This is a genomic window from Bacillus cereus group sp. BfR-BA-01524 (assembly GCF_022662595.1).
Lineage (GTDB): Bacteria > Bacillota > Bacilli > Bacillales > Bacillaceae_G > Bacillus_A > Bacillus_A thuringiensis_S.
Window position 1 is genome coordinate 1 of sequence record NZ_JAKUDW010000020.1, and the last position, 26,995, is coordinate 26,995.

Genomic DNA, 26,995 nt, shown 5'->3' on the forward strand with positions numbered 1-26,995 from the left:
TCATAAAAGAATTAAGGCAAAATTAAAGGGTATGAGCCCAGTACAATACCGGGCTCATACCCTAGAGGCTGCCTAATGAAACGACCTGTCTAACTTTCGGGGGTCACTTCAAATTAGTGAAACGGCTTTTTTTAAGCGTTCAATTCTGTTTTATGCCCTTTTACTACACTACGTTTGAATGCAGTTGCTAATATAGTAACCATACTTACTATACCAATCCAAACGAGTACAGTAACAGGTGTATTCCAGCTTAACCCTTTTCCGAAGAAGAAGATTTCTCTTAGGCCTTCAATCATAAATTTCATTGGTAACCATGAGTAAACCCAGTCTTGATAAAACGGAGACAACATCTCAGGTGCTAACGATAATAACGGCGCCCCGAAGAATAGTAATAAAGCGAATAAACCGATTCCTTTTAGCCCAACTAATGAAAGTACCGCAGATATCATTAAGAAGAAACTAAAAGAAGTAATGGATAAGAATAGAGCTGTATCCGTGAAGTTCGAAATATTTAATCCTACCATCCCATCTGCAATCCATGTAAGACCAAATCCAATTACAAGTGTCGCAATAGCTCCTGTTACGATTTGTTTTACTTTTAACAGAAAGTTTTCTTTTCTTGAGCTTACTGGCATTTTACTAATCGCAATAAAAATAATCGCTGCACTAGCTAAACTTGCAATCCATAACGGCTGGAACAATGATATTGGTGAGTTACCGTTCGCACTATTTTTGCCAACCTCATTCACATTTTTCACGTTCTTTACAATAGGTGTTACTAATTTCGCAGCTTGATCTGTTGTTACAGTAGCTCCTTTTGCTTTCAACCCTTCTAATATTTGCGTACGGACATTATTGTTCATATTATCAACTACACCATTTAATATTTGCCCTGCCATAGTTGATGCAACCGTATTCATTCCTTGATTAATATATATTTCTATCTCTGGTGAAGATGGCTGTGGTGTTCGTAATGACGCTTGCTTTGCGCTAAATTCTTTCGGAATGACTAACGCTGCATAATACTCTTTATTATTTAACCCTTTTTGAACTGCTTCCTTATTTTTCACTTCTACCCACTTTACCGCAGGTTCTTCATCTGATTTCGATGATTTTTTCACCATATCAACAATTGTTTGCCCCATATTCATTTTCGATTGATTCGCAATTTCTATACCTTGATCCTCATTTACAATTGCAATTGGCAAGTTTTTCGGCTGCGGTTGAACAGTTGGAAATAACGTTAATGAAAAAACAAAAACAACAAGTAGTGCAATAACTGGTGATAACAATAAAAGTTTATTTTTAAACATCTTCTTTTCTCCTCCTTTAATTTGATTTATAATAATCAACAACGTGTTGTTTATTTATATTTTGAATTATATGTTCGAGTTGAACCTTATACAATAATCAAAAATCGTGAATGTGTCGGTTATAAGACACATTTTCTAAATGTGTTGAGTAAAATTAAGGAGGGACATGCTTTGCGCGATAGTAATTTAGATTTGCGTGTTGTTCGTACGAAAACTGCCATACGAAATGCATTGGTGGAGCTAATTGAAGAAAAGGGTTTTGACGCCATTACAGTGAAAGATATCACAACGAAAGCAAATATTAATCGCGGTACTTTTTATGCGCACTATCAAGATAAATTTGATTTAATGACAAAATGCCAAGAAGACATTATGTACGAGTTTTCTAACATTGCTAAACAGAAATTCCCGGAAGTTATTGCTGACCTTGGAACAAATCCTTCTCCAACAATGCCATTTATACTTATCACTTCTATTCTTGAATTTCTAAATGAAAATAGTGATTTTATGAGAGCTGTACTAAGTCCGAAAGGAGATTTATCTTTCCAAACAAAACTGAAAGACTTTATGTGGAAAACATTATTTGAAGATACGAATGGTCCTCTCATTAATAAGGAGAATTTACTTGTTCCAAGCGAATACTTAACTTCTTATATGGCATCTGCACATATAGGTGTCATCCAGCAATGGTTAAATAATGGACAAAAAGAAACACCTGAGGAAATTGCTCGCTTTTTATCAACTATTGCAGTTCATGGACCTTTTTATGCAGCTGGCTTAAAGAAATAAGCCAGCTTGCTTAGTAATTTCTATTATTTTATTAATAACTTGAAATTTATATTTCTGTAAAAAAAGCTGTTGAAAGGACTCCCCTTCAACAGCTTTTACATTATTAACGATATAAACGAACTGCACCTGCAGAATTATCATCTGCTTGTCCAACTACTTCAAATTTCAATCCAAATTTCGGTAATTTACGTCCTGCATCTGGGATTAAATCATTTATATACAATTTAGAATCATCAAACTTCGTTACACCTGGTAATCCTTTGTAATCATATGTTCCACGTGTTGGAGATACGACTTTCCATGCTGGCGTTTGGTTAAGGGAGAACGCAGCATCTGCGATTTGGAATCGTGTACTATTTTTAACAGTTGGTTTTCCGTTTAGCGTTCCAACAATTGCCTCTGGGTGAGAGTCAACAACTCCTAAGAAACCTTCACCTGGATGTAAACCAACCCAATTATCTGTAAAGCTAGAGTCTGCATACCATACTAGAAGACCTGTATTATACGGTACACCATTGCTATATTTTAACGCTTGATCAGCACCAGCATAGTTTCTCCACTCTAAATAGTAGTTATGCTTCTTCTTATCAAAGCCGTCTGCTACAACGAAACCATTTAATTTAAATTTCGTTTCGCCTTCTGCATCATCAGAGAACACAACATTTCCATCTACAGTTAATGTAGCATTATCAAAAGTAAAACCAGTCGGCGCTAATCCACCATCTGTAATGTATTCGAATACTAATTTTACTTTTTGACCTTTAAATTTGCTTAAGTCATATGACTTATCTACCCATTTACCATCTGTTGTGTCTAGACCATTTTTCACATTCTTTTCACCAATTCGATCCACTAACGTTTTCGTACCATCTTCTTTCACTGCATGTACTTCAAGGAAGTCATAATCCGTTTCAATTTCATACATTGATTTGTAATCAAACTTCGCATTTGTTGCATTTGTTAAATCAAACACTGGCGTTTCTAATGTTGTATGAAGGTTATCACCTTTTGTACTATAGTAGTACTTCTTACCGAATGCAGGCTGAATACCTTTCACCTCTTTATCTGGTAAGTTAACGCGAATCAGTCCAGGACGATTTGATTTCGTTACACTTTGATCTAAATACGTCGCATAGCCAATACCACGATTTAATTTATTATAGTCAACCTCTACAATATTCGCCCAGTTTCCACCTATGTTCTTTTGAAAGAACTCTTTGTTTTGCGGAGAAAAACTCGGTGGCGTTGTTCCTGCAATTTTACCAGCCCAGCTACCACCACTCATAACAGACCAGGAGTTAATTGGCTCACCTGCTCCTGTGTACTTCGTATCATACTCATCTGGAAGACCTAAATCATGACCAAATTCATGTGCGAATACACCAACCGCTCCGTCTTCTGGCTCAATTGTGTAGTCGTATGCTGCCATTTTACCGCCCCAGTTATCAACTTTTGCTTTTGTTCCTTCAATTGGATATGGTGTTCCAAGGTGCCAACGATGTGACCAAATTGCATCATCACCTAGTCTACCACCGCCCCCATCTTGCCCAACTCCAGCGTGAATGACCATTAAGTGATCAATCAGACCATCTGGTTCATTTTTATTGCCATCACCATTATTGTCATATTGATCGTATTCGTCAAATTCAGATAAATCAATACCACTTTCTACAGCCGCATTTAATGCCTCTTTTACAAAATCACGAGGTCCTTTCGGTCCCATATTATCATGACCGCCATCTCCTGCATCTGCACCATAATCTGCCGCATTACCAGGAACTGTCAACCACTTTGTTACTGTGCCATCTACTGTATAACTACCACCAGATTGCTCTTCATAATATTGTTTAAATGTTGGTACTTTTGAACCATCAAAAAGTGTAAATGGCTCATTACCAAATAACATTTTTTGATAATGTTCTGGATTAAAATCATTTGAATACATATAACCTGGTACTTGATCAATATTGTTATGCTTAAAGTCAGCAAACTCTACTAGCAATACGAGAACTTTATCTTTACGAACATCACCGTTATATTGTTTTTGCTTCGCTGAAGTAGTTGGTACTTTGCCGTTTAATCCCCCTTTAACCGGCTCTTGTCCCGCTACTGGACCACTAGCAGGTTGATCTGCTTTTTCTTTCTCATCTGCTTTTGCATCTTTAACTTTTTTCAAAAAGTCAGCAGCTTCTCTCGTAACACTATCCCCTGCTGCTGGTTCTTTTCCCGCATTTTCTCCTTTTTTCTTCTCTACGTATTTTTCAACAGCTTTTAATGTGTCTTCTTTCGACGTAGATTCACTAATTACACCGCGTTTCTTGAGCGCATCTGCTAAACGCTCCTCTTGAATTAAATTTTCATCAATCGGACTTAAAGTTCCTCCATTAGACGGCGTTGCCGCATAAACAGATTGACCCCCATACCCAAATGTGCAACTAAGCACAGCTGCCGCCGCAAGCGTAGACAGCACTTTAAAAGGCTTTTTCTTCATCCCTATTCCTCCCCAATATAAAATACGATACAACGTTTATATAATAATGAAAATTCAGACAATTCGCAATATGTTGTCTGGATTTGTAATATTTTTGAAAATATTCTTTAGTTCAAATTGATATACATTCTGATTCAACAATGTTCCATGTTAGTAATATCTGGATGAAAAATAAAGAGATCATCCACTATAATTAGTGATTGATCCCTTTATTATCTAAGGTGCAACTATAACACTTCAATATACCCTTCTGTTCCATGCACCCGAATTCGTTGCCCATCTTTTATTAATTTCGTAGCATTCTCTACTCCAACGACTGCTGGTAATCCATACTCACGTGCAATCACTGCTCCGTGCGTCATAAGCCCGCCGACTTCAGTGACTAACCCTTTTATAGAAACAAATAATGGTGTCCAGCCAGGGTCAGTAAAAGCAGTAACTAATATATCTCCATCTTCCAAATTCACGTCTTCCATGTTTAAAATAACGCGTGCTCTCCCCTCAACCACTCCAGAAGAAACAGGCAAACCTACAATTGCTTCAGCCGGGAGATTTTCACGTTTGTACTTACCTGTAATGATTTCTCCATCAGACGTGATAACACGCGGAGGTGTTAGTTTTTCATATAATTTGTACGCATTTTTTTGTTTATGAATAATTTTGTAATCTAGTTTATTTGTGCGGACGACTTCGTGAAGTTCTTCAAAAGTTAGATAGTATATATCTTCTATTTCATCCAGAACATTATTTTGCACAAGTTTCTCTGCTTCTTTCAGTAATGCCTGCTTATATATGAAATAACGATGAATCATGCCGTATTTCGGATATTCACGATAACCGATGAAATTGCGGATGTTACGAATCATTCTCTTCGTCTCTTCTACTTTTTGTTCCCCATCCGGCAAGTGCTGCAATCGCTCTAACAACTCTTCTTCTTTTTTCAAAGCTTCCTGCAGCCCTTCTGCAAACTTCCGTTTACTAGCACCATATTCAAAGTCTCTTATATGATTTAAAATCATCGGTATAATTGTAGCTGGCTGTTCACTCCAGCGCGTTTTCGTAATGTCGATTTCTCCGCTACATCTCATTCCATATTTATTTAGAAACGCCTCGATTGCATCCCGAACTTTTTCACCGCCTTTAAACTGAACTAATTCATCTAAAAAGCTATCATCTTCTACATGCTGTAAATACGCAATGACTTCTGGATACGGCCGAATCACATCTGCAACATCCAATAACGCTAGCCCCATTTCTGACGTAATATTATTTTGTACGGATTGAGAAAGCGTGTCTGCTGCGTTTTTTTCACCTAACCATTGTTCCATCTTTTCATTGATCCATGTCGAAGCATTCATACCTGCCATAATGACAGCCGTACTTTGCGGGCCAAATAATATCTTTTGTAATTGCTGCTTCATATCTTCTAAAATAAAATCAAATACCGCTGATCCTGATTTCGTTTGAATGTTTCGTTTTAACTCTTCAATCGATGCTTGATTATTCTTTATTAGATCCATCACAAGTGCCGGGTCTTTTTCGATTTCTGGTTGCGGACTTACAGGTAGCACACTTTTACTACCACTCTTTCCTTTTTCATCATCTGGTAACAATGTAATAAAATTATCTCGCTCGATTACAGTCGTTAATGCATCTCTTACGAGTGGATCCGATTTTCCTAACGTGTTTATTAAGAAATCTCTGCTAGCAGGTGAAGCTAATTTTTGTGTAGCATCAACAAACAGCCTTCCCCCTGCTTTACGCATAGGCGCATGCGTCGTTAATAGGAAAAAGGACAATCCTAGTGGCTTCATCGCATCCGTCATCATTTGTTGGTGACCAACTGATATATACACGTGATTTTCCCCATCATTTACTTCTGGAATTGGATATAAAGTCGTAATCGGTCTACTTTGGACTATATAAATTGTATCATCAACTAAGCACCATTCAATATCTTGCGGACAACCAAAATAAGCTTCGATTTGTCTTCCGATGCGTGCTAGTTGTAAAATTTGTTGTTCAGTAAGTGTTTGAACTTTTTGCTGATTAGGAGAAATTTTCTTTGTCTCTGTTCCGCCTTCTTTTCGTCCATAGATAGCTAATTTTTTCGTTGCAATAACCTTTTCGACGATTTCGTCTTCTTTTACCTTATAATTATCGGCAGAAACCAATCCAGATACTAGCGCCTCGCCAAGTCCAAAGCTGGCATCGATTGATAACACCTTCCTATTCGAAGTAATCGGATCCGCAGTAAATAAAATCCCTGAAGCCTCAGGGAAAACCATTTTTTGAACGACAACACATATAGAAACTTGATTATGATCAAAACCGTTTTGCATTCGGTATATAACCGTTCGATCTGTAAATAAAGAAGCCCAGCATTTTTTAATATGCTGCAAAATGTCTTCTTTTCCAATAATATTTAAATACGTATCTTGTTGACCAGCAAACGAGGCATGTGGTAAATCTTCAGCAGTAGCACTCGAACGCACTGCATACGCATTTTCATCGCCAAAGTGCGGAAGATAATGAGCTACTGATTCCACTACATCAACTGGAATTTCCACTGCCATAATGACTTCTCTAATCTTCTTACTAATTTCACCAATTTGATCTCGTTCCTCAATTTTTAGCATTGCCAATTGATTCAACAAAGTTTGAAACGCTTCATTTTTTCCGATGGCCTGTTCATACCCTACCGTTGTAACACAAAATCCTTCTGGCACTTGTATCCCTTGAATATTGGATAACTCCCCTAAATTCAATCCTTTTCCACCAACGAGAAAAAGCTGTGTTTTTTCTATTTCCTGAAAATCGAGAACGAAAGAACTCATTTGGCACCTCTCCTTACTATTCATGTGTTCTTGATTGTAACAGTAGTAAATGAGAAGAAACAGTCTATTTCGAACGTAAATTACATGATATAATTAAGTTAGGAAGAGATCATCACTCCTATTTCCCTCTCTAATTCACTTCAATTACATCACCAAACTTAAACAGTCTTTGATTATGAAAAGCATCTGTACAAGTAATCGTCTCATTTAATGGATTAATATCCACGACTGTTATGTAATTTTTATATAGATAGCCGTCTTTATAATATGTAAGTAAAACCTCTTCTTCACCTAAAAATGAAGTTAATAGCTTATTTTCAATCATTTCTTTTGCATCTTGCGTTACAATTGGACGCGAGGCTTTCGTTTGCTCCTTTATTATTTCTTTAATAACTGCAAACTGCTCCGGCATACTGGCAAATGGTTGCCACTTCACCATTCCTCTTCCTTTTGGCATGTTAGCATTCTTCACGATTTATGCCCTCCTAATAATGTGTTTCTATATCTTGCTGTTGCGACGCTTGTGTAAGAAATGCCTCGTAAAATACTGTTCTTACCAAATCGTGTTCGAATTTCGTCCATAACTTTCGTTAATCGTATTTCTTTTTCTCTTTGTATAATGTTATCGAAAAGCGAAATTTGCTCTTCCCCTTCATTAATAAGGTTTGTTAATGAAACACTTACTGATCGAATCGGCTCTCCTGTATGGCGCTCATATAAAAAATATGTACAAATATTATAAATATCCATCGTTAAGTTTGTTGCTCTATTTAACGTATGTGCCTTTTTTATTCCCCCACCGTATTCCTTGTTATAGCCAACTGAAAAATGAATTGTTTGCGCGCATTTCTTTTCTCGTCTCAACCTATAACAAACCTCTTCTATATGCTCTAATAAAATAACTATGAACTCTTCTACCGAATAATCACGCAATAACATTTGGCTTTTCGCTATAGATGTTGTCGCTGGAACGTATTTTTCTGCTATTCTACTAAAATCAATTCCGTTACTATGTAGATGTAATTCTTCTCCTATTACACCAAATGATTGCTTTAAATATTTCAAAGGATACTGAGCTAATTCTCCAATGGTATGTATACCTTTTCGATTCAATTTCATTTCTGTTTTATACGATATACTCCAAAATTTACTGAGTGGTCTAATACTCCATAACTTCTCGGGTATATCGTCATACGTCCACTGCGCTATTCCATCCCTATTCTTCTTCGCTTCCACATCCATCGCTACTTTACTCAATAATAAATTCGGCCCTATACCAATCGTACTTTCGATCCTTGTACGTTCATATATTTCTCGCTTGAACTTTAATGCAAACTCGCGCGGATTACTAGCAAACAAATGAATACTTGCGGTCATATCCATAAAAAATTCATCGATACTATATTGATGAAAATCTTCCGGTGCGACATACTGCAAAGCCAAACCCGTTATGAAAGTTGAACACTTCATATACGTATGCATAATTGGATTCACAATAATAATATCTGGTCGCTTCGGTATTTCGTACAAACGAGCCATCTTCTTTATTCCTAATGCTTTTAATGGCGGTGTTGCTGCTAATACAATTGATCCGCTCTGATTCACATCCCCTACGACAGCCAATTTTGTATATCTTGGATCAAGTCCTTTTTTAATACATGATACGCTTGCATAAAAGCTACGAAGGTCTACACAAAGAATAATACGATTCGGTAAAAGAGAATAATCATACAAGGTTATCACTCCCAATAAAAAGAACATTTGTTCTTATTATATACGAACTAACGTTCTTTTTAAAGGCATTTCTATGAAAATTTTGGTTAAAATGACCGGGCTTTAAAAATCTAAAAACATTTAAGAGCCCTACAATATTCAAATACTGTTTTCACCATTAGGAGATGACACTGTATTTAGTTCTAAAAAATCTCACTCAATGCATACTACATATAATTAAGAATGATATTTACGCGCTATCAATCACGGTGGGAAAAACTCTGTATACAAAACAGCTAGAATTTCAAGTAACTGATGAACATAAAAACTACTAAAATTCATTTCAGCTTTCATGTCTCTAATTCATATATTCTTCTAAATTTATTTTCAGCAAAATCTCCTACATAGCGCCTGTGCCAAGATTCATCTGCATAACTAGTTACATTCTCCTTTTTGCTATTATTAATAGCTTAGTAATAAAAGCTGTTAAACAGCAAAGGTGCGAAGTCTTAAATTAGACTTCGCACCTTATACAAATTTATAATCAGTGACGATACAAACACAACTACAATAATATATACATAATAATCACTCATTATATCTGTTACTTCTTTAATCGGCTGGAGAGAATACAATATATAAACCAATCCTTTTACTTAGCCATCTCTCATGATTAGTTTGATTATTCCTAGATACTTAACGCCTTCTATACTCATTTCAAGCGGTAATCCATTCCGATTGAAATTACAAATGACAAAATTTTTCTGTTTTTCCTTTTTGCCTACTTGCTAAATTCAGCAAGTAAAACGTTTTTAAAAGACTCTGGATTATTAATGTTAAAACTGTTCGAATTGATAGCAAGTGTATGTTTGCCTCCAAGTGTTCCACCAGCAAAAGTGGAAAACCCTAGAACGCCACCTCTGTGTCCCCATACCGAGACAGCATTCGGAAACTTAATTTCAAGGATTCCAAGACCATATCCGGTTCCCTCTCTATTTGTAGGAACTGTAGTAAGCATTTGTTTTAACTGCTGTTCCTTCAGTAATTTACCACCTAGTAAGTAAGAGAAGAATTTGTTTAAATCATCAGCAGTAGAAATCATATCTCCATCTGAGCTACCTGGGTTAATATAAGTAACGTCTTTTAGCTCACTTGCTCCGTCTAGTTGCAAATAGCCACGGGCATGCTTGGTGCCTGGAATCACACTTGAATTACCAGGTAGAAATGTATTTGACAAATCAAGCGGTTCAATAATTCGGTTTTCAACCTCTTCCGCATAACTGTTGCCAGTTACTTTTTCAATAAGGATCCCCAATAATACGTAACCTGTGTTTGAATAAGACCAACCCTTTCCTGGTGCAAAATCTGGGGGAAGAGAAATCCCCATTTTGACGAATTCTTCAGCCGTATACGATTTTTTTGTATCCATAATATCGAAGTCTTTTGAATTTATATAATCAGCAATACCACTTGTATGATTCAATATTTGACGGATAGTAATCTGGTTACCATCATATCCGTTTCCTTGAATAACGCCAGGTAACCATTTTTCAATGGAGTCGTCTAGATTCAAACGGTTCTCTCCAGATAATTGAAGTAGAACTGTTGCAATGAACGTTTTCGTCACACTGCCAATGCGAAAGCGAAAATCTGCTTTCATTGGTTTCTTAGTTCTCAGATCCGCTATCCCAGCCGTATAACTCCAAGTTTTACCACCCTTAGAAATTTGAGCGAGTATTCCCGGGTATCCAAGTTGCAGTTCATCTCGTATTGCTTTCTTAACGGAAGTACGATCGCTTTGCGTACTTGTTTGTAACGAACTAGATACATTTTGCGTAGGTTCTGCTTTTACAACTGATGTTGGTGTTATGTATAACAGGGAACTTCCACCTATTAAAAGTGCTAGACTTGCACATGTAATTTTACTGCGTGTTTTCATAAAGAATTCCTCTCTTCTATTAAAATTGTATAGATAGTTGATAGAAGTGTCATATACGAACCACACAGCTATCCATTCTCCAAATGATGAAAAGGCAACAATGCATTTGCAATCATTGTACTCATTATTTTCACAAAACACTCTTGTTACTGATTGTTTGTTTTATATGTAGGCCGTAATTGTTCCCCCCTTCACGCCTCCTTATATTTTTATCCTACACAATGAAAATCTCTTTTTTCTTACCTATTCCTTACAAATTCCTTACATTCAAAATCACTTGTACACTAGGGTTGAAGTAGCATCTGTGCCCGAAAGCGCAAAAACACCGATGCTTTTCCCTTCAGTGTTTTTTGCGCTTTACATATTGAAGATCCATTTTACTCTTAACAGGTTAAATTGCTGATTTTTTCTAATACGATTATTCTTCTTACTATATAAAACAAATTTCATAGTATTATATGAAACACTTCTCAAGTTGTCATTAAGGCACATTATTCTAAATTTATTAATGTAGTTGAGATGGACTCACTTTTTGAATTTGAACGAGTATATCAAACGCTTTACCTAATGGTATATCAATAGTTTTTGGTATATCAGGCCCTTCGGTAGTTATTCCAGCGAAAATTGGATGTTGTTCGTTTAACCAAGTTTTTGTCACGCCGTTCGCCTTACGTAAATCAATAAAAAATTGATCTTTTTTCACCTGTCCAAAAATGTAGTTATAACTGTTTGGATCATCCGATTTTAATGTTCCGTATGGGCCGAATTCACCAGCACTATTAATTGGCCACAGTAAGACTTTATTTCAAATCAAAAAAATAGATTACCTGTACACTAAAAAGTATAGGTAATCTATTTTTTTGAGATTAATAAAAAACTAATTTATTTTTTGAATTCTTCCATCAATAATAGACTGAATTGGTTCTTTTGATTTTTTTATATAATCTACTAATGCTTCAAAATCAGTTGGTCCTGTTTCAGCATCTTTACCGTTTTTAAAGGATACAAATCCATCTCCACCTGACGCTAGAAATGCGTTCGCAACGACGCTGTACGTTTTAGAAGAAATAATTTCTTCTCCATTTGTTAAGCGAATACTTGTTACTTTTTCTCCATTAGGCTTGTTCGCATCCCAAGTGTATTGGATCCCTGAAATTTGAAGCATTCTTGTTATATCTTTTTGCCATTGTTGATTTAAAATATCACGAATGTCTTGACCTGTTAAATTTACTTTTATTAATTGATTTCCGAATGGTTGAATACCATATATCTCTCCCCATGTAATATCACCAGCATCTAAGTCATTACGAATACCACCAGGATTCATAAGTGCAATTTGGGATTGCATTGTTGCACGCTGGGCATCAGCAACCAAATTTCCCAGAGTAGATTCACCAGCCGTATTGAGTTTGCGATCTAGTGGAGCGATAGACTTACCTACAACTTCATTAACAAGAGGTGCGATTTTTGCTTGATATTTCTCCATCTTCTTCTTTATTTTTTTATCAGGCTCCATGCCTTCATGGTAAGTTGTAACAATTTCTGCTTTTTTCTCAACAATATCTTGTGTCTTACGATCAATCTTTACATCAACATCAGCAAAAGCCATACCATATGAATTTGCTTGTACGACAAGTTTATTATTAACAGTTCCATTTACATAAGTGTGGCTATGCCCACCAAAAATAACATCGACTTCTGGATCAGTCTCATTTGCTAATCGGACGATATCACCATTTGTTACGCCGTTCCCATCTGTTATACCTCCGTTATGCGCAAGAACAACGATAGATTTAACGCCTAGTTTTTTTAATTGCTTTACGGATTTGTTAATAGCTTCAACTTCATCTGTAATTTCTACATTCTTTAGCATAGTAGGCATAACAAGGTTAGGAACATCTGTTGTCACGACTCCAATAAAGCCAACTGGAACTCCTTGTACCTTTTTTATAGTGAATGGTGGTAAAAATAAACGACCGGTGGATTTATTATAGAAATTCGCAGCAACATATGGGAATTTTGCTCCTTTAAAATTACCTGTTTTCTCATGGTATCCACCATAAATAAGGCGATGCATTTCCTCAACACCTTCATCAAACTCATGATTTCCTATCGTTCCAACATCGAATTTCAAATCATTTAGAAATTCAATTGTAGGTTCGTCTTGTAATAATGCTGAAACAGGAGTACTTGCTCCAACAACATCTCCAGCATGTACCTTTAATGTATTTGGATTTTGTTTTTCACGATCACGTAAATAAGCCCCTAAGTACTCAATTCCCCCTGCATCTTTATTGTTAATTTTTTTTACAGTGTCTAGTTGCCCATGAAGATCATTAATACCGAGCATTTGTACATCTATGTAGCGGTTTTGTTCTGTACTTGCTTGGATTGAAGGCGCAGCAAATACACTAGTAAAAGTAACTGTACTTAATGCTAAAGCAACTGGAATGATTTTTTTCAACATAAAATTTCTCTCCCCTAATTAAAATCTTACATAATACAATGTTATTTTAATATATTAAGAGAATTATTTCTATAAAAATTCAACTAATTATAAAAATTAATAAGATTTTATCATTTCCAAACAAAACACTCCTTCTTCAAAAATTTGAAGATGTAAAACAACAATTTCAAGAGGAAGATGATTATTTGTAGGCTGTAGTCTACACTTTTGGATTAGGATATAAAGGCCCCCTCTCAACTTAAGAAACTTCACTACACAAACAAGAAAATGTGCATTTCTTTGTTTTGAGGATTATTCAAAATATTATCTTGATAGTAATATAGCAATCCATCTAAAAGACCTAAAAAAACTCTAATCAATAAATTTTTGCTGTTAAGAAGAATATTCAATTCGAAACTAATGGCGATTTATAAACCTAACTCAATATCACCATTTAAAAATGAATAAAAATTTCGTTATGGAAGATTTCGATTTTTTAAATTGATTACAGTGGTGCACTACGCCGCATTTAAAAAGATGCTCCTAGATTTATCCAAGAGCATCTTTTATAAAGCTTTCTTTTTACTTGTTTATAATTTATTATTTAACAATTATATAGTTGTAATCAGCCCTTTAAAAATAATAGGAGTGCTTCATTAAATTCTTTAGCATGCGTTGCATTTAGCCCATGTGGACCACCCTTTATTAATGCTACTTTAGAATTAGGAATTGCTTCATGTGTTAATTTCCCACTATATTCATATGGTACAGTTGCATCTGAATCACCATGAATAACAAGGGTAGGTATATTAATCTTGGCTAAATCGCCTCTGAAGTCTGTTTTGCTGAAAGCAGCGATACAATCTAGTGTTCCTTTAGGTGATGCACCCGCAGCGATATCCCTATTGTAAAGTCGAAATGGTTCACTAACTAAGTCAGTTCGATCTCCAGCAGCAAAAAATCCTTTCGTAAACTCATCAAGGAATGCTAGGCGATCATTTTTTACTCCATTTTCAAATCCTTGAATTGCTACATCATCTAATACACCCTCAGGATGATCTGCTGACTTGTAAAGGAATGGTGGTACAGCTCCTGCAAATACAGCCTTCTCTACTCTATTGGTTCCATATTTCCCAATATACCGGGCTACCTCGCCTCCCCCCATAGAAAAACCAACAAGTGTGACATTTTGAAGCTCTAAATGTTCTAATAGTTGATGTAAATCAGAAGTAAAGGTATCATATTCATACCCTTCCCACGGCTGAGATGATTTTCCAAATCCTCGTCGATCATACGTTATAACTCTATATCCAGCCTCAACAAGAGCTGGAACTTGGTATTCCCAAGATCGACCACTTAACGGCCAACCATGAATTAGTACAACTGGTTTTCCTGTGCCATGATCCTCAAAATATATCTCAATTGGTGCTTGATTTTCGGTTCCTACAGTAATTTTCGCCATGCTTCTACCTCCAAAAAATATTCTAATATGTATCCTTTTCTTCAATACTCCGGATGAATGTCATAACCTATTCATGCACGTTTATGTTGTGAAATCTAAGTATGAAACTCTATTGTTCCAACGCATTCATTTTCTCCTTTTGGAACAATCCCCCCTCTAATACCTTTTTCATCATAAAATAATTACTGAACATTACTCATATTCAATTGTAATAACAAAAATAGGTGACTATCAATATTGTTCTATCTATAGGATGTATAGGTAAAACCAATCTATTTTATAGTGAAAACAACTATAGTTACGACCTATACGAATTATAGATAATTTAGAATTGATTAACGAATCAGTTTTAAAATACTATAAATTTGTATAGCACTTCATGTTCTGTGAATGCTGCTATAACCAATATTATTGGTCAGCTTAGTTATAAACGAAGAAACTTATGATAGTATTCGACTATTTAAACTTTCTTCGATTACTTAATTTTTAGGAGGAATACATAATGACTGATCTCTATTCTCGTATTAACAAAGATGATGCTGTCGTTCTTTTAGTAGATCATCAAACTGGTCTTATGTCCGGACTAGTACGTGACTATGGTGTTGATGAATTCAAGAACAATGTTTTAGCTCTTGCTCATACTGCTAAGTTTTTTGATTTACCAGTTATTTTAACAACAAGTTTTGAAAACGGACCTAACGGACCTTTAATGCAAGAATTGGTTGACCTCTTTCCTCATGCACCAAAAATAGCTCGACCTGGACAAATTAACGCATGGGATAATGATGATTTTGTAAAAGCAATCGAAGAAACTGGAAAAAAGAAACTTATCATCGCGGGCGTAGTTACGGACGTTTGCGTTGCTTTCCCGGCACTTTCCGCTATAAAAGCTGGATATGAAGTATTTGCTGTTACTGATGCTTCAGGAACTTTCAGTAAACAAGTTGCAGATGCTGCCAATACTCGTATGGCACATAGTGGTGTGCAACTTATGAACTGGTTTAGCGTAGCTTGCGAATTACAACGCGATTGGCGCAACGATGTCGAAGGTTTTGGCAATTTGCTTGCTAACAATCTTCCAGGCTATCAAAATATAATTGGAAGCTATATGGGCGCGCAGCGAGATCTTAGTAAACAAAATGCATAATAAGCTTTTCTTTCAAAAAAATAGATAGTATACATTTAGTGCTGATTAAATCAGCACTCTCTTTTAAATTAAAAGGTATAGCAAAAATTTTATTTTTACGATTACAGTTTTAATTAACAGAAAATACATTACTTTCAATAATTAAAAAGGAGCGTTTTATTATGAGTAATTTAGAATTGTTAAATCCGGAGAACAGTGCCTTAATTTTGATTGATTTTCAACCTCAAATGACTTTTGGAGTTGCAAGTATTGATAGACAAACATTGATTAATAACGTTATGCTGCTTGCTAAATCAGCAAAAACTTTTAACGTACCTACTATTCTTACTACAGTTGAAACACGCAGCTTTTCTGGTTATTTTTGGCCACAAATTCTTGACATATTCCCAAACCATGAAATTATAGAACGTAGTTCAATGAACTCTTGGGAAGATCCGAAATTTGTTGAGGCAGTTAAAGCAACCGGTAGAAAGAAATTAATATTTGCAGCACTTTGGACTGAAGTTTGCCTTGCATTCCCTGTGCTTGAAGCAATTAAAGCTGGCTATGAGGTATATGCAGTTGATGATGCTTCAGGTGGTACTAGTTTGACAGCACATAACGCTGCTATGCGTCGTGTAGAACAAGCTGGTGCAATTCCAGTGACAGCAATTCAAGTTTTACTTGAATACCAACGTGACTGGGCACACAAAGACACTTATGATGCTGTAATGGAGATTGTAAAGGAACACACTGGTGCTTATGGTCAAGGTGTAGAATACGCATATACTATGGTGCATGGCGCGCTTCCAAGCAGGAAAATATGAAACAAGAAGGAGTAGCTGTCGAAGAGACTTATACAGGGAACACGATGGATGCTGGCAATCCAGTAACAACGATTGTTACATGGGAAATTCAAGAAGGTAGAGAAAAACAGTTTGAAACATGGAGACATGAAATTGAGGCTGCGGCTACTAAATTCCCAGGACATTTAGGTGTAAATCTAATAGTCCCAAGTAACGAATCCAGAGAGTATACTGTTATTTTTCGCTTTGATACGTATGAGCATCTACGTGCTTGGCAAGAATCAGATGTTCGCCGGGATTTGTTAAAAACGGCCGAGCAATTTCAAGCCACTAATCCAACTTACAAAACTGAAAGCAGTTTGGCTTATTGGTTTGTTACTCCGAAAACGCCAGTTCCACCTCCAAAATGGAAAATGTCTATCGTTACCCTTCTGGGTGTATGGCCTCTTAGCATGTTAGTTCCTAAAGTGATAGGACCTATTATAAAACATATGAATCCTATTATGTCAGCTTTTTTTGTTTCTGTATGTATAGTGTCCTTGCTATCATGGGTAGTCATGCCGATTTTCGGTAAATTATTTCATCCATGGTTACAAAATAATAGAAAGTAGACGAGGTGTGAACATGAATTTACCGGATATGATCTTATATAACGGAAAAATTACTACCCTTGACCCTTCTCAGCCTGAGGTATCTGCTATCGCCATAACTGATGGTTTAGTCACTGCAGTAGGTGGAGATGAGCTTCTTAATAGTGCCACGGAAAAAACAAAAAAAATAGACCTAAAAAGAAAGAGAGCTATTCCAGGCCTGAATGACTCTCATATACACGTTATTCGTGGTGGTCTGCATTATAATATGGAATTACGTTGGGAAGGCGTGCCATCACTTTTTATTGCTCTAGAAATGCTCAAAGAACAGGCAAGGCGTACACCTGCTCCTCAGTGGGTAAGAGTAGTTGGAGGTTGGTCTGAATTTCAATTTAAAGAGAGACGGATGCCAACATTAGAAGAGATTAATGCTGTTTCTGAAGACACGCCTGTCTTTGTGCTACATCTTTACGATAGAGCACTTGTAAATCGTGCAGGGCTACGTGCACTGGGATACACGAAAGATACCCCAGACCCTCCAGGCTGTTTAATTCAGCGGGATAAAAGAGGTAATCCAACGGGCCTTTTAATTGCTAACCCTAACGCTTCTATTCTTTATTCAAGTTTGGGTAAAGCTCCAGTACTTAATCTTGACGACCAGATTAACTCAACTCGTCATTTTATGCGTGAATTAAATAGATTAGGTATTACAAGCGCCATCGACGCAGGTGGTGGTTTCCAAAATTACCCTGATGACTACAAAGTTGTTGAACATTTAGCCGAGAAGGAACAATTAACTTTGCGTATTGCTTATAATCTATTTACGCAAAATCCTAATCATGAATATGAAGACTTTGCTTCATGGGCAAAAATTGTTTCTCCTGGTCAAGGAAATGATAAGTATAAAATGAATGGTGCCGGAGAAATGTTAGTATTCTCGGCAGCCGATTTTGAAAAATTTCAAATGCCGCGGCCCGAACTAGCTACAGTAATGGAAGCCGACTTAAAGAAAGTAATTTCTCTATTGGTGGAAAACCGTTGGCCATTCCGTTTACATGCAACTTATGACGAGTCAATCACACGTTTTTTAAATGTATTTGAGGAAGTTAACAGAGAAATTCCTTTTAATGGGCTACGCTGGTGGTTTGATCATGCAGAAACAATCTCAGATCGTAGTATGGAACGTGTTAAGGCTTTAAATGGCGGGATTGCCATCCAAGACCGCATGGCTTTTCAAGGTGAATACTTTGTTGACTTATACGGAAAGGAAGCTGCAAAGCATACTCCTCCGATTTATCGTATGTTAGACCTTGGTATACCTGTTGGCGCCGGTAGTGATGCAACCAGGGTTTCCAGCTATAACCCTTGGGTCGCCCTTTACTGGATGGTTGCCGGAAAAACCATTGGTGGGCTTTCCATATACGATGAAAAAAATAAACTTGATAGAAAAGTAGCCCTGGAATTATATTCAAAAGGAAGTGCGTGGTTCTCTGGTGATGAAAGTAAAAAGGGAACCCTGGCAGTAGGTCAGTTTGCTGATATTGCTGTATTGTCTGCTGACTACTTTACTGTGCCAGAAGAAGAAATCAAAGACCTTGAATCATTACTCACCATTATGGGCGGGCAGGTTGTTTATGGAAATGATGAATTTAAAAACTTATCACCTGAATTGCCGCCAGCATCACCTGATTGGTCACCGACGGGCGTTTATGGTTATGGTGGTGCTAACCTAGCTAACACTATACTTTCTCACGATTTCCATGATAACAAGTTACATAGTTGTAGTAACCCTCTCCATCAACACACTCATACCGTAATAGGAAAAGATGGAACTAAATGGGGGATTGGTTGTACTTGCTTTGCTTTCTAAATCAAAACCACCGGTATAATGCCGGTGGTTTTCTTTCTACAATAAGGATATGTAGATTCAAAATAGCAATGTATATCCATAATGGGACTATACGATAAGAGCGAAGAGTTGATTGATTAACTTGACTTGTTTTTGACAGCCTTCTCTTCTTGTAAAGTCCGTCCTTTTTTCCTTAATTAAAAGTCAGCGGTATCCCCTTTTGATCGACTACACCATACATATAAATCCACTACCCTTTGACTTTAATATAGGTCTCATCTCAAGACGTATAGATTTTTTCAATTGTTACACTAAAATCATTATTATACTAATACCTTTTGAGGATTATTTAACTTCTGCATAAAGATACGTGCTGCAAAACTTAAAAATTTATCATCAAAATGAATAAGATTAATATCTTGCCTTGGTGTTGGATCAGTAATACGAACTATGCTCAAAGTATCATTATTAACAAAATCAACTAGTGAAAGAGGTATTATGGCAACCCCATGACCATTGTATACAAGACTCAATAGAGAAATAGAAGATTTTGTTTCTATATTTGCTTCAGATAAAGATAACCCTAAACTCTCACAATATATTTTAATAGATTCACGACAACTACATGAAACCATTATTCTACTCAGTCCTACTAATTCTCGAAAAGAAACAAATGGTTTTTCATCCAAAGGATGGTTTTTTGGAATGACAAGGACAAGCTCTTCGCTATACAAAAGGGTGCTTGTTAATGTGTCTGGAATTTGAGCACTACGTGTAATCCCTATATCAATATTTTTGTTAACGATTTGATTTACAGCAACTTCGGACTCTATAATTTTTACAACGATGTTAGGATACTGTTGTTGAAACTTCATAATATAAGGTGTTAAATAAGTGAGATCCTCTAATAAACCTCCTATAGTAATCACACCTCTTTTTACACCCTTTAATTCAAAAATTTCATTATAAACGTCATCAAATTGTTGCATGATAAATTTTCCTTTATCAAATAGCAGCTTACCCGCTTCTGTCATTTTGATACCTCTTCCAACTCGATGAAACAATGGTGTATCAAGTTCACCTTCTAACACACGGATTTGTTGGCTTAAAGTCGGCTGTGAAATACCTAGAACTTCCGCAGCTTTAGTAAAACTATTATTATTACAAACTTGAATAAAATACTCTAAATGACGTAATTCCATTCTTGATACCCACTCTCCGCTTTATGAAAGATTTATAATGAAAAGGACAATATGTATACGTTAACAGAACAACTATCTTTCCTACTATATCAATTGCAATTACATAATTTCTTTATTTTGTACTACAATACATTTACTACTATTTATTGATTTTCCCTCCTATTTATTTAATTTATATTTAATTAGGATATTACTAAACAGAAATAACCTCTAAAAACTTACAATTTCTGTGCATAATATCCTAACTTTTTCAACTGTTTAATTATCATTTTTTCTCAATATAGTCCAAACTACCAAATATTTTCCGAATCCCCTCTTTATGCTGAGGAAAAATTAGTGTCACCAATTCAATACTTTCTGAAGTAATTGATGCATACGTGATACTACTACTTGCAAGTAATATTTTGGTCTCCAATTTTTTTATAGGCTGATCAGCTTTACTGTATTGTATAGTAGCTCAAGCACTGCAAATTCAGTTGAATTAAGTCCATAAATTTTTATATCCTTTTCAATACGTTTAGTGATTAACTGTAATTCCCTTGATAATATAACAAATAACTTTAAAGATAAGCTCTCATCGTTAATCACGCTCATAATTACCAATCCTTTACAACTTATCTTGAATTCGAGATTCATTATATTATCGTCAAAATATTATGTCAATCATTCATTTTAACTTTATCAAGCCACTTATAATTTATTTCTCAACATAAGATATATGGAATTAGAAGAGAACAATTGTTACTATATAATCTTCATGGTATCTTTCCTCCTTTAGATTTTTTATTTAGTTGTTATGTAATATGTAATACACCTATTTTAAAGATGTTAAATCTAAATTTCCAAAATTTTAACACAATAGGTTATTCATGTTTTTAATATCAAAGAAATGTCACAAGAACTTTGCTTTGATAAAAGCGCTACAAATAACAATTTGTTTGGAAGGCAAGCCCATTATTTTATAGAAATCATAGAAAAATAAAAAAGCACTCCTTTTCAAAGAGTGCTTTTAAAAAACATATAACCTAATAAAAATATTTCTATTTTGATTACGGAAAGAAAGTCTTTATTAAAACATATAGTTGCTAATTTAATTGCGATTTGCCTTGCACCCAAGCAGCAATATCATTTATAACATACTCAGGGATATTAGCAGGACTATAATATTCATCTGGCTTACTTATTTCCCCATCACCCTCTGTAAAGAAATGATTTAACTTTGGATATAGTCGATAATCTACGTTATCTCGTTCTTTTAATTGTTCTTTCCAAAGAGGAATTTCGATTTTTGATTGAACTTGATAGTCTCTTTCTCCTTGAATAATAAGAAGCGGTATCTTTTGTTCTTTTGACATTTCTGCCGCTTTAATTTTACGGATAGAATCCCAAAATACTGCTGATCCTAAGTAAAAATCTTTTGGGGGATTCTGACCAGAGAAATTGGGATCATTTAATAATTCAAATTGCGATTTGTAGAATTTATATTGATCCAGGTTCATTGCTCCAATAGAGAAAAGGTACTCAAATTGATCTAAAACAACGTCTTGGATCGTACGAGCTGGCCCTCCCATTACAATTGCCCCAGCAATATTTTTATTTTGGTCTTTTTCAATCATTTTCGGAAGCATCATTCCACCTTGACTATGACCAAGAATATATATTTGATTCTTATTTATTAAAGGCTCATTTTTAAGAAATTGAGTTACAAGAAGAGCATCATCTGTTGTCTCTTTATCAACTGTATAAAAGGGACTGAATTGTGTTTTCAACCCATGTTCATAAGTTCTTTTATTATAGCGAAGGACAGCAATTCCCTTCGATGCAAGACCTTCAGCTAAATCGCGAAATGGTTTTAAAGCAAACGCTGTTTCATCCTGATCAGTTGCTCCTGATCCTTGAACAAGAATAACCGCTGGAAAAGGACCCTTTCCTTTTGGAACCGACAATGTTCCTGGTAATGGAAATGCACCACTTCCAACTACTACTTCTTTATCAATAAATGATTCAGGCTTACTATATGATGGACGCTCTGCAACAGGACTAAACGACATGCTGAGTTGAAAATCGTCTATTTTTCCAGATGGATCTAGTTTAATTAGTAAAGGTACAGTCATTTTTTCAAAAACTAATTGAATCTCCACATTTGTATGAACAGGATTTGTCTCTTTTTGTGTAACCTCTCCAATTTCTATAAAAGAACCTGCTTGTAATTGTACTGGGAGTCCCTCCCAATAGCTCTTCAGCCATTCTTCGGATATTATTTTCTGTAATGACCTTGAGGTTAAATCAAATGCAGATTTATAATCTTCACTATTCATATGGCGAATAAATGAAAGAGTAGTAGATATAATAGGATTTTCATCATCACTATTGTCTACTTTTTTTATAGTTGTGTTTGCTTCCTTTAATTTCGAAATAAATTGATGGTTAAACGGATAATTATATGTATCAGGATATAAGCTTGTTTTCAATACTTCCGTATTCCGTCCCTCATACAAACTTGAAGAACTCGTAAAATTTTCAGGTAAAATTACTTCCTCCGCATATGAGACTGAGGGAATTGTTATTGAAAAAATTGCACTAACAAGTAATAACTTATTACTTGTTCTTCTTTTCTTACCCATAATTATTGATTCTCCCTTCAAAATTAAAAATTTCTAATACAATATGCCAACTATAAGGAAAATAAAAATTATCAAAGAGATTAATAAACTATTTTACGATCCCCCCTAACTAGTTAAAAATCTATCATTAACAAACTTCAATAAAAAATGCCTTCCCCCTCTTTTTTTATCATTGGATTTTTCAGTGCCATAGAAGCACAGCCCTGCATTGCATGTAACTGCCCCATGGGATTCTCTATTCCAAAAGAAAGCAGCCCCCCACAAGATACTTTATTTAATTGTTATACTCTAATTTATTTAGATAATTCTCTTATTACTGTAAGATATATTTATTCTAAATCCTAAAACACACTTATTTCTTGATAGGTTCTTAAGAAATATCAAAAAAGAAAGAAAAAAGTTATTTGGTTATTCATTCCGTAAGCTTAATGCTCAAGTTAGTTTTTTTCACACGGTTAAACTTTATTAAGAAAACTTTAAGGAATTTCCCTCTATATTCATAAGAATTTTTTTCTATACTGAAGCATGTAAATGAACAAGAGGAGAAACGATAATGAGAAAATTTGTAATTTGCATATTAGGAATAGGCCTTCCTATATACTTACTACCTTTCATATTACGCGGGGATTTAGACAGATTTAATCCGATTGCTGAAGAAAAAAATGTATACGCCGTTGCGAAAGGATATGGCGTTCCGGATTACCATCATAAAGGAAGAGCTATGTACTCACTAAAAGGTGTTGATGAATTAAGCAATGAGAAAGAATATAAAGTTGGAACGAACACACCTAATGATTTTATAAGAAAAACTTACTTAAAAATTCATGTGAAAGGAAAGTATGTGTATTCTTACGATATTATTTCTAAAAAGGATATTCCAGAGAAAATAAGGGAACAATTGGAGATAGCAAATAAATAAAGAGCCAATTCATACGATTTGGCTCTTTATTACCTCTCCCACCTACCGCTCGGAGAATTTTTTCGGTAGATTTATTAAATTCGTTATCATTGTTTTAATAACCATTCTTCAATTACTTTCACGGTTTCATCACGTTGTGCTTTTGGCGTAATCAAGCTCGCATTATCACCTTTTTGCTCACCATACATGCCAAAATTAGCATGATTTCCCCCTTTTATCATGTGCATAGTAGTATTCTTTGACATTAACTTTTTATTGTTCTCTATTTTTTCGACAGTTGCTAAAGCATCTACTTCCCCGTAAATTGATAACATTGGAATCGACTTAGTAGAGAAGTCATCTGCAGGATAAGAACCTAAGAAAATAATCCCGTCTACCTTTTCTTCATGCTGAAAGGCATACTTAGAAATCATAGCTCCGCCCATTGAATGCCCAGCAACATACCATTTTTGAACTTCAGGATACTGTCCCATTACACTATCTACCGTATTGATTCCAAATATCGCTAAATTTAATGGCAACTTAGGCATTACTACAAAGTGCCCATCTTTTGCAAGAGCTTCTCCTAAATAACTATAAGCCTCCGCTTCTACTTTAGCTCCTTGATAAAAAATGACTCCTATTTTTGCATCTTTCTCTCCAAAAACTATATAATTTTCATCTTTTTTATCATCTACTAACGACAAAGCCTCTTTCGTCGGTTTATAAGTAAACTGAGACCAAGTCAAAAACGTAATACTTCCTATAATTAAAATACCAAGTAAAGAGTACAGAGTAATTTCTATCCATTTCTTCACATATATGCCCTCCCTAAGATGTGTATGTTCTATACTTTAATTATTATTTATATGATTGTCGAATAATCTTAACTAATAAGTTTAAAGAAAATAATACGAGTCCTCAAATTCTGTTTTAAAATAAATTCAATATATTCATCCTAAAACAAGGACTTCATACGCAAAGTACAATTTTATAAAAAAAGCCGATTTCTTTATAAAATAAGAAATCGACTTTTGGCTTAGTTATTGATTTAGTAATGGAAAACACCTTTTTAAGATAATTATGTTTATACTATAGACGTTGATCTTTCTGAAAGTTTAGTTGAAAATGATCCGCTTCATTGTATACCCCAAATTCATATCCTTTTTCCTTATAAAATTTAATAATTTCCGGAAGCGCTTGTAATGTCTGTGGTTTTTCATGCATTAGAACTACTTCCACATCTTCTGTTGTTGTACGCTTTACATTCTCTATAATTTGCTGCGGGTTACCTTTTAATTTCCAATCATTTGAATCTATCGTCCAATCCCAAACTTTTATTCCTGCTTCTACAATTTGATTACGAATTTCCTGCCCCTTTAATCCTGGTGCAGATCCATATGGAGGACGGACTAATTTAGGAGTTGTACCCGTAATATTATGAATAAGAGCTAACGTTTCTTTCATCTCCGGTACAAATTGTCCTTTTTTGTATAGCTTATCACTATTATGCGTCATACTATGTGCACCAATATAATGGCCTTCTTTTACTGCTCGTTTTACATTTTCCTGAAAACTTGTATTTTGCAAATTGCTACCTTGCATAAAAAATGTCGAAACAACATTTTGCTCTTTTAGTACGTCTAAAAATTCCCCAGTTAATTCGCTAGGACCGTCATCAAATGTTAAATAAACAACCTTTCCTACTGGTTTTCCATCAGGTCTTTTCTGTTTTGCCAGTGATGTGTCCTCTTTCTTTTCTTGTTGTTGCGTATTAGCTAGCTTAATACTTTCATTAGCTACCCCTTTCGCTGGGATAGCGTTCCATTTCCCTATTAAAAAGAACATGAAAAAGGTCGTTGCTAAAACAACTCCTAGAGATAGTATTGCCTTAGTTACTACATTTGTTTTTTTCTTATTTTGTGATTCTTTCATTATGTTTCAATCCTTTCCCTACTAATTTTCATACTCGTTATTTATACAGCCAAGCATTAACTCCAGCTGATATTTACAATAAATAGACTAATAGAGGAAGGTGAAGATAAAATGCAGATAATGTCGAAATTAGTTAAAGAATAGCGTATTGCATCCACTCTTTAAAAAAATATTTGTTTCTCTACTACAGTTAAATTTGAAAACTGCATATACATCCAAAATAAAAAATACTACTCTTTCTAAATAACATTTTTACATCAAGATAATAGCATACCGGTATAAAGATAAAATACAGAGATGGCCATACTATTGAAATTCTATTATAATTTTGTAATTGGAATTCATTTGAACCAAATGAAGAACTAGAAGAAATATTATTATGTGGAGGTACTCCGATGAACCTTGTAATTAGAGAGTTAGAAACAAATGATTTAGATAATCTCCCGGAGATTGATGACAGTTTTATAGTGAATGCTCGGTTAATTCTTTCTTTTTCCAAAGTAAATAGACATATAGCATATACAGTAGAAGACGTTCCTAGTTATGAAAAAAGTTATTTACAAAATCAAGATGATAATGAAGAACTCGCTTACAATGAATATATAAATAAACCTAATCAAGTCATTTACATAGCACTGTTACATAACCAAATCATTGGATTAATGGTATTGAAAAAGAATTGGAATCACTATGCTTACATAGAAGATATAACGGTAGATAAAAAATATCGTACAATCGGAGTTGGTAAAAGATTAGTTGATCAAGCAAAGCAGTGGGCAAAAAACGGCAATATGCCAGGTATCATGCTTGAAACGCAAAATAATAATGTCGCAGCATGTAAATTTTATGAAAAATGTGGATTTGTAATTGGTGGGTTTGATTTTCTTGTTTATAAAGGTTTGGATATTGAAAATGATGAAGTTGCGATTTATTGGTATTTGCATTTCAAATGAAACTGTTTTTAACATGAAACAA

The 26,995-nt window shown here is 35.0% G+C and carries 19 protein-coding genes and 3 pseudogenes; 8 read left to right on the top strand and 14 right to left on the bottom strand.

Annotation, left to right across the window (positions count from 1 at the left end):
• Positions 1-131: 131 nt before the first annotated feature.
• On the bottom strand, positions 132-1,313 hold the full coding sequence (locus MR170_RS09360) for a YhgE/Pip domain-containing protein (protein WP_242308050.1): 1,182 nt from the start codon (positions 1,311-1,313) through the stop codon (positions 132-134).
• A 171-nt stretch (positions 1,314-1,484) separates the two neighbouring features.
• Between MR170_RS09360 and MR170_RS09365 the strand changes: the two genes are divergently transcribed.
• Complete coding sequence (locus MR170_RS09365) at positions 1,485-2,102, top strand: TetR/AcrR family transcriptional regulator (protein ID WP_043315287.1); 618 nt, start codon at positions 1,485-1,487, stop codon at positions 2,100-2,102.
• Between the two features lie 103 nt (positions 2,103-2,205).
• Here the strand turns inward: MR170_RS09365 and MR170_RS09370 are convergent, their stop codons facing one another.
• The 8 genes and pseudogenes from MR170_RS09370 to MR170_RS09405 form a co-directional block, all read right to left on the bottom strand.
• Positions 2,206-4,593: an immune inhibitor A domain-containing protein gene (locus tag MR170_RS09370; RefSeq protein WP_242308053.1), complete on the bottom strand. Its 2,388-nt coding sequence runs from the start codon at positions 4,591-4,593 to the stop codon at positions 2,206-2,208.
• A 227-nt stretch (positions 4,594-4,820) separates the two neighbouring features.
• On the bottom strand, positions 4,821-7,430 hold the full coding sequence (gene ppsA, locus MR170_RS09375; RefSeq protein ID WP_242308055.1) for a phosphoenolpyruvate synthase: 2,610 nt from the start codon (positions 7,428-7,430) through the stop codon (positions 4,821-4,823).
• A 130-nt stretch (positions 7,431-7,560) separates the two neighbouring features.
• Positions 7,561-7,902 carry a YolD-like family protein gene (locus tag MR170_RS09380; protein ID WP_242308057.1) on the bottom strand — a complete coding sequence of 114 codons (342 nt, stop codon included), beginning with the start codon at positions 7,900-7,902 and terminating at the stop codon, positions 7,561-7,563.
• Complete coding sequence (locus MR170_RS09385) at positions 7,899-9,164, bottom strand: Y-family DNA polymerase (RefSeq protein ID WP_242308059.1); 1,266 nt, start codon at positions 9,162-9,164, stop codon at positions 7,899-7,901. Before MR170_RS09385 ends, MR170_RS09380 begins: the two co-directional genes overlap by 4 nt.
• Before the next feature lie 760 nt (positions 9,165-9,924).
• A complete protein-coding gene (locus tag MR170_RS09390; protein WP_242308061.1) occupies positions 9,925-11,082 on the bottom strand; it encodes a serine hydrolase domain-containing protein in 1,158 nt (385 codons plus the stop codon).
• A gap of 505 nt (positions 11,083-11,587) precedes the next feature.
• Positions 11,588-11,863, bottom strand: a pseudogene (locus MR170_RS09395) (erythromycin esterase family protein); the annotation flags it as partial.
• Positions 11,864-11,959: 96 nt separating this feature from the next.
• Positions 11,960-13,549 carry a bifunctional metallophosphatase/5'-nucleotidase gene (locus tag MR170_RS09400; RefSeq protein WP_242308063.1) on the bottom strand — a complete coding sequence of 530 codons (1,590 nt, stop codon included), beginning with the start codon at positions 13,547-13,549 and terminating at the stop codon, positions 11,960-11,962.
• Between the two features lie 604 nt (positions 13,550-14,153).
• Positions 14,154-14,990 (bottom strand): alpha/beta fold hydrolase, encoded by an 837-nt coding sequence (locus tag MR170_RS09405; protein WP_016081054.1) that lies wholly within the window; start codon positions 14,988-14,990, stop codon positions 14,154-14,156.
• Between the two features lie 502 nt (positions 14,991-15,492).
• On the opposite strand from MR170_RS09405, the gene ycaC reads away from it, so the two are divergent.
• The 4 genes from ycaC (at position 15,493) to MR170_RS09425 (ending at position 19,382) form a co-directional block, all read left to right on the top strand.
• A complete protein-coding gene (gene ycaC, locus MR170_RS09410; protein ID WP_048565449.1) occupies positions 15,493-16,137 on the top strand; it encodes an isochorismate family cysteine hydrolase YcaC in 645 nt (214 codons plus the stop codon).
• A 161-nt stretch (positions 16,138-16,298) separates the two neighbouring features.
• Positions 16,299-16,943, top strand: a complete 645-nt coding sequence (locus MR170_RS09415; protein ID WP_000067162.1) for a hydrolase — start codon at positions 16,299-16,301, stop codon at positions 16,941-16,943.
• Positions 16,940-17,533, top strand: a complete 594-nt coding sequence (locus tag MR170_RS09420; RefSeq protein ID WP_000806856.1) for an antibiotic biosynthesis monooxygenase — start codon at positions 16,940-16,942, stop codon at positions 17,531-17,533. The genes MR170_RS09415 and MR170_RS09420 overlap by 4 nt, the downstream gene beginning before the upstream one ends.
• Before the next feature lie 13 nt (positions 17,534-17,546).
• Complete coding sequence (locus MR170_RS09425; RefSeq protein WP_242308065.1) at positions 17,547-19,382, top strand: amidohydrolase; 1,836 nt, start codon at positions 17,547-17,549, stop codon at positions 19,380-19,382.
• Between the two features lie 302 nt (positions 19,383-19,684).
• Here the strand turns inward: MR170_RS09425 and MR170_RS09430 are convergent, their stop codons facing one another.
• Both MR170_RS09430 and MR170_RS09435 read right to left on the bottom strand, forming a co-directional pair.
• Positions 19,685-20,563, bottom strand: coding sequence for a LysR family transcriptional regulator (locus MR170_RS09430; RefSeq protein WP_016081051.1), 879 nt, complete (start codon positions 20,561-20,563; stop codon positions 19,685-19,687).
• A gap of 218 nt (positions 20,564-20,781) precedes the next feature.
• Positions 20,782-21,157: pseudogene (locus MR170_RS09435) on the bottom strand (MarR family transcriptional regulator).
• Positions 21,158-21,452: 295 nt separating this feature from the next.
• On the opposite strand from MR170_RS09435, the pseudogene MR170_RS32685 reads away from it, so the two are divergent.
• A pseudogene (locus MR170_RS32685) lies at positions 21,453-21,530 on the top strand (acyl dehydratase); the annotation flags it as partial.
• A 118-nt stretch (positions 21,531-21,648) separates the two neighbouring features.
• Here MR170_RS32685 and MR170_RS09440 read toward each other — a convergent pair.
• On the bottom strand, positions 21,649-23,187 hold the full coding sequence (locus MR170_RS09440; protein WP_242308067.1) for an alpha/beta hydrolase: 1,539 nt from the start codon (positions 23,185-23,187) through the stop codon (positions 21,649-21,651).
• A 553-nt stretch (positions 23,188-23,740) separates the two neighbouring features.
• Between MR170_RS09440 and MR170_RS09445 the strand changes: the two genes are divergently transcribed.
• Entirely contained in the window at positions 23,741-24,106 is a 366-nt protein-coding gene (locus MR170_RS09445) for a YxeA family protein (protein WP_242308070.1), read from the top strand.
• Positions 24,107-24,192: 86 nt separating this feature from the next.
• On the opposite strand, the gene MR170_RS09450 is transcribed toward MR170_RS09445, so the two are convergent.
• Positions 24,193-24,903, bottom strand: a complete 711-nt coding sequence (locus MR170_RS09450) for an alpha/beta hydrolase (RefSeq protein WP_242308073.1) — start codon at positions 24,901-24,903, stop codon at positions 24,193-24,195.
• A 274-nt stretch (positions 24,904-25,177) separates the two neighbouring features.
• On the bottom strand, positions 25,178-26,020 hold the full coding sequence (locus tag MR170_RS09455; protein ID WP_016081046.1) for a polysaccharide deacetylase family protein: 843 nt from the start codon (positions 26,018-26,020) through the stop codon (positions 25,178-25,180).
• Positions 26,021-26,415: 395 nt separating this feature from the next.
• On the opposite strand from MR170_RS09455, the gene satA reads away from it, so the two are divergent.
• Positions 26,416-26,973: a streptothricin N-acetyltransferase SatA gene (gene satA / locus MR170_RS09460; protein WP_043937148.1), complete on the top strand. Its 558-nt coding sequence runs from the start codon at positions 26,416-26,418 to the stop codon at positions 26,971-26,973.
• The last annotated feature ends 22 nt before the right edge of the window (positions 26,974-26,995 follow it).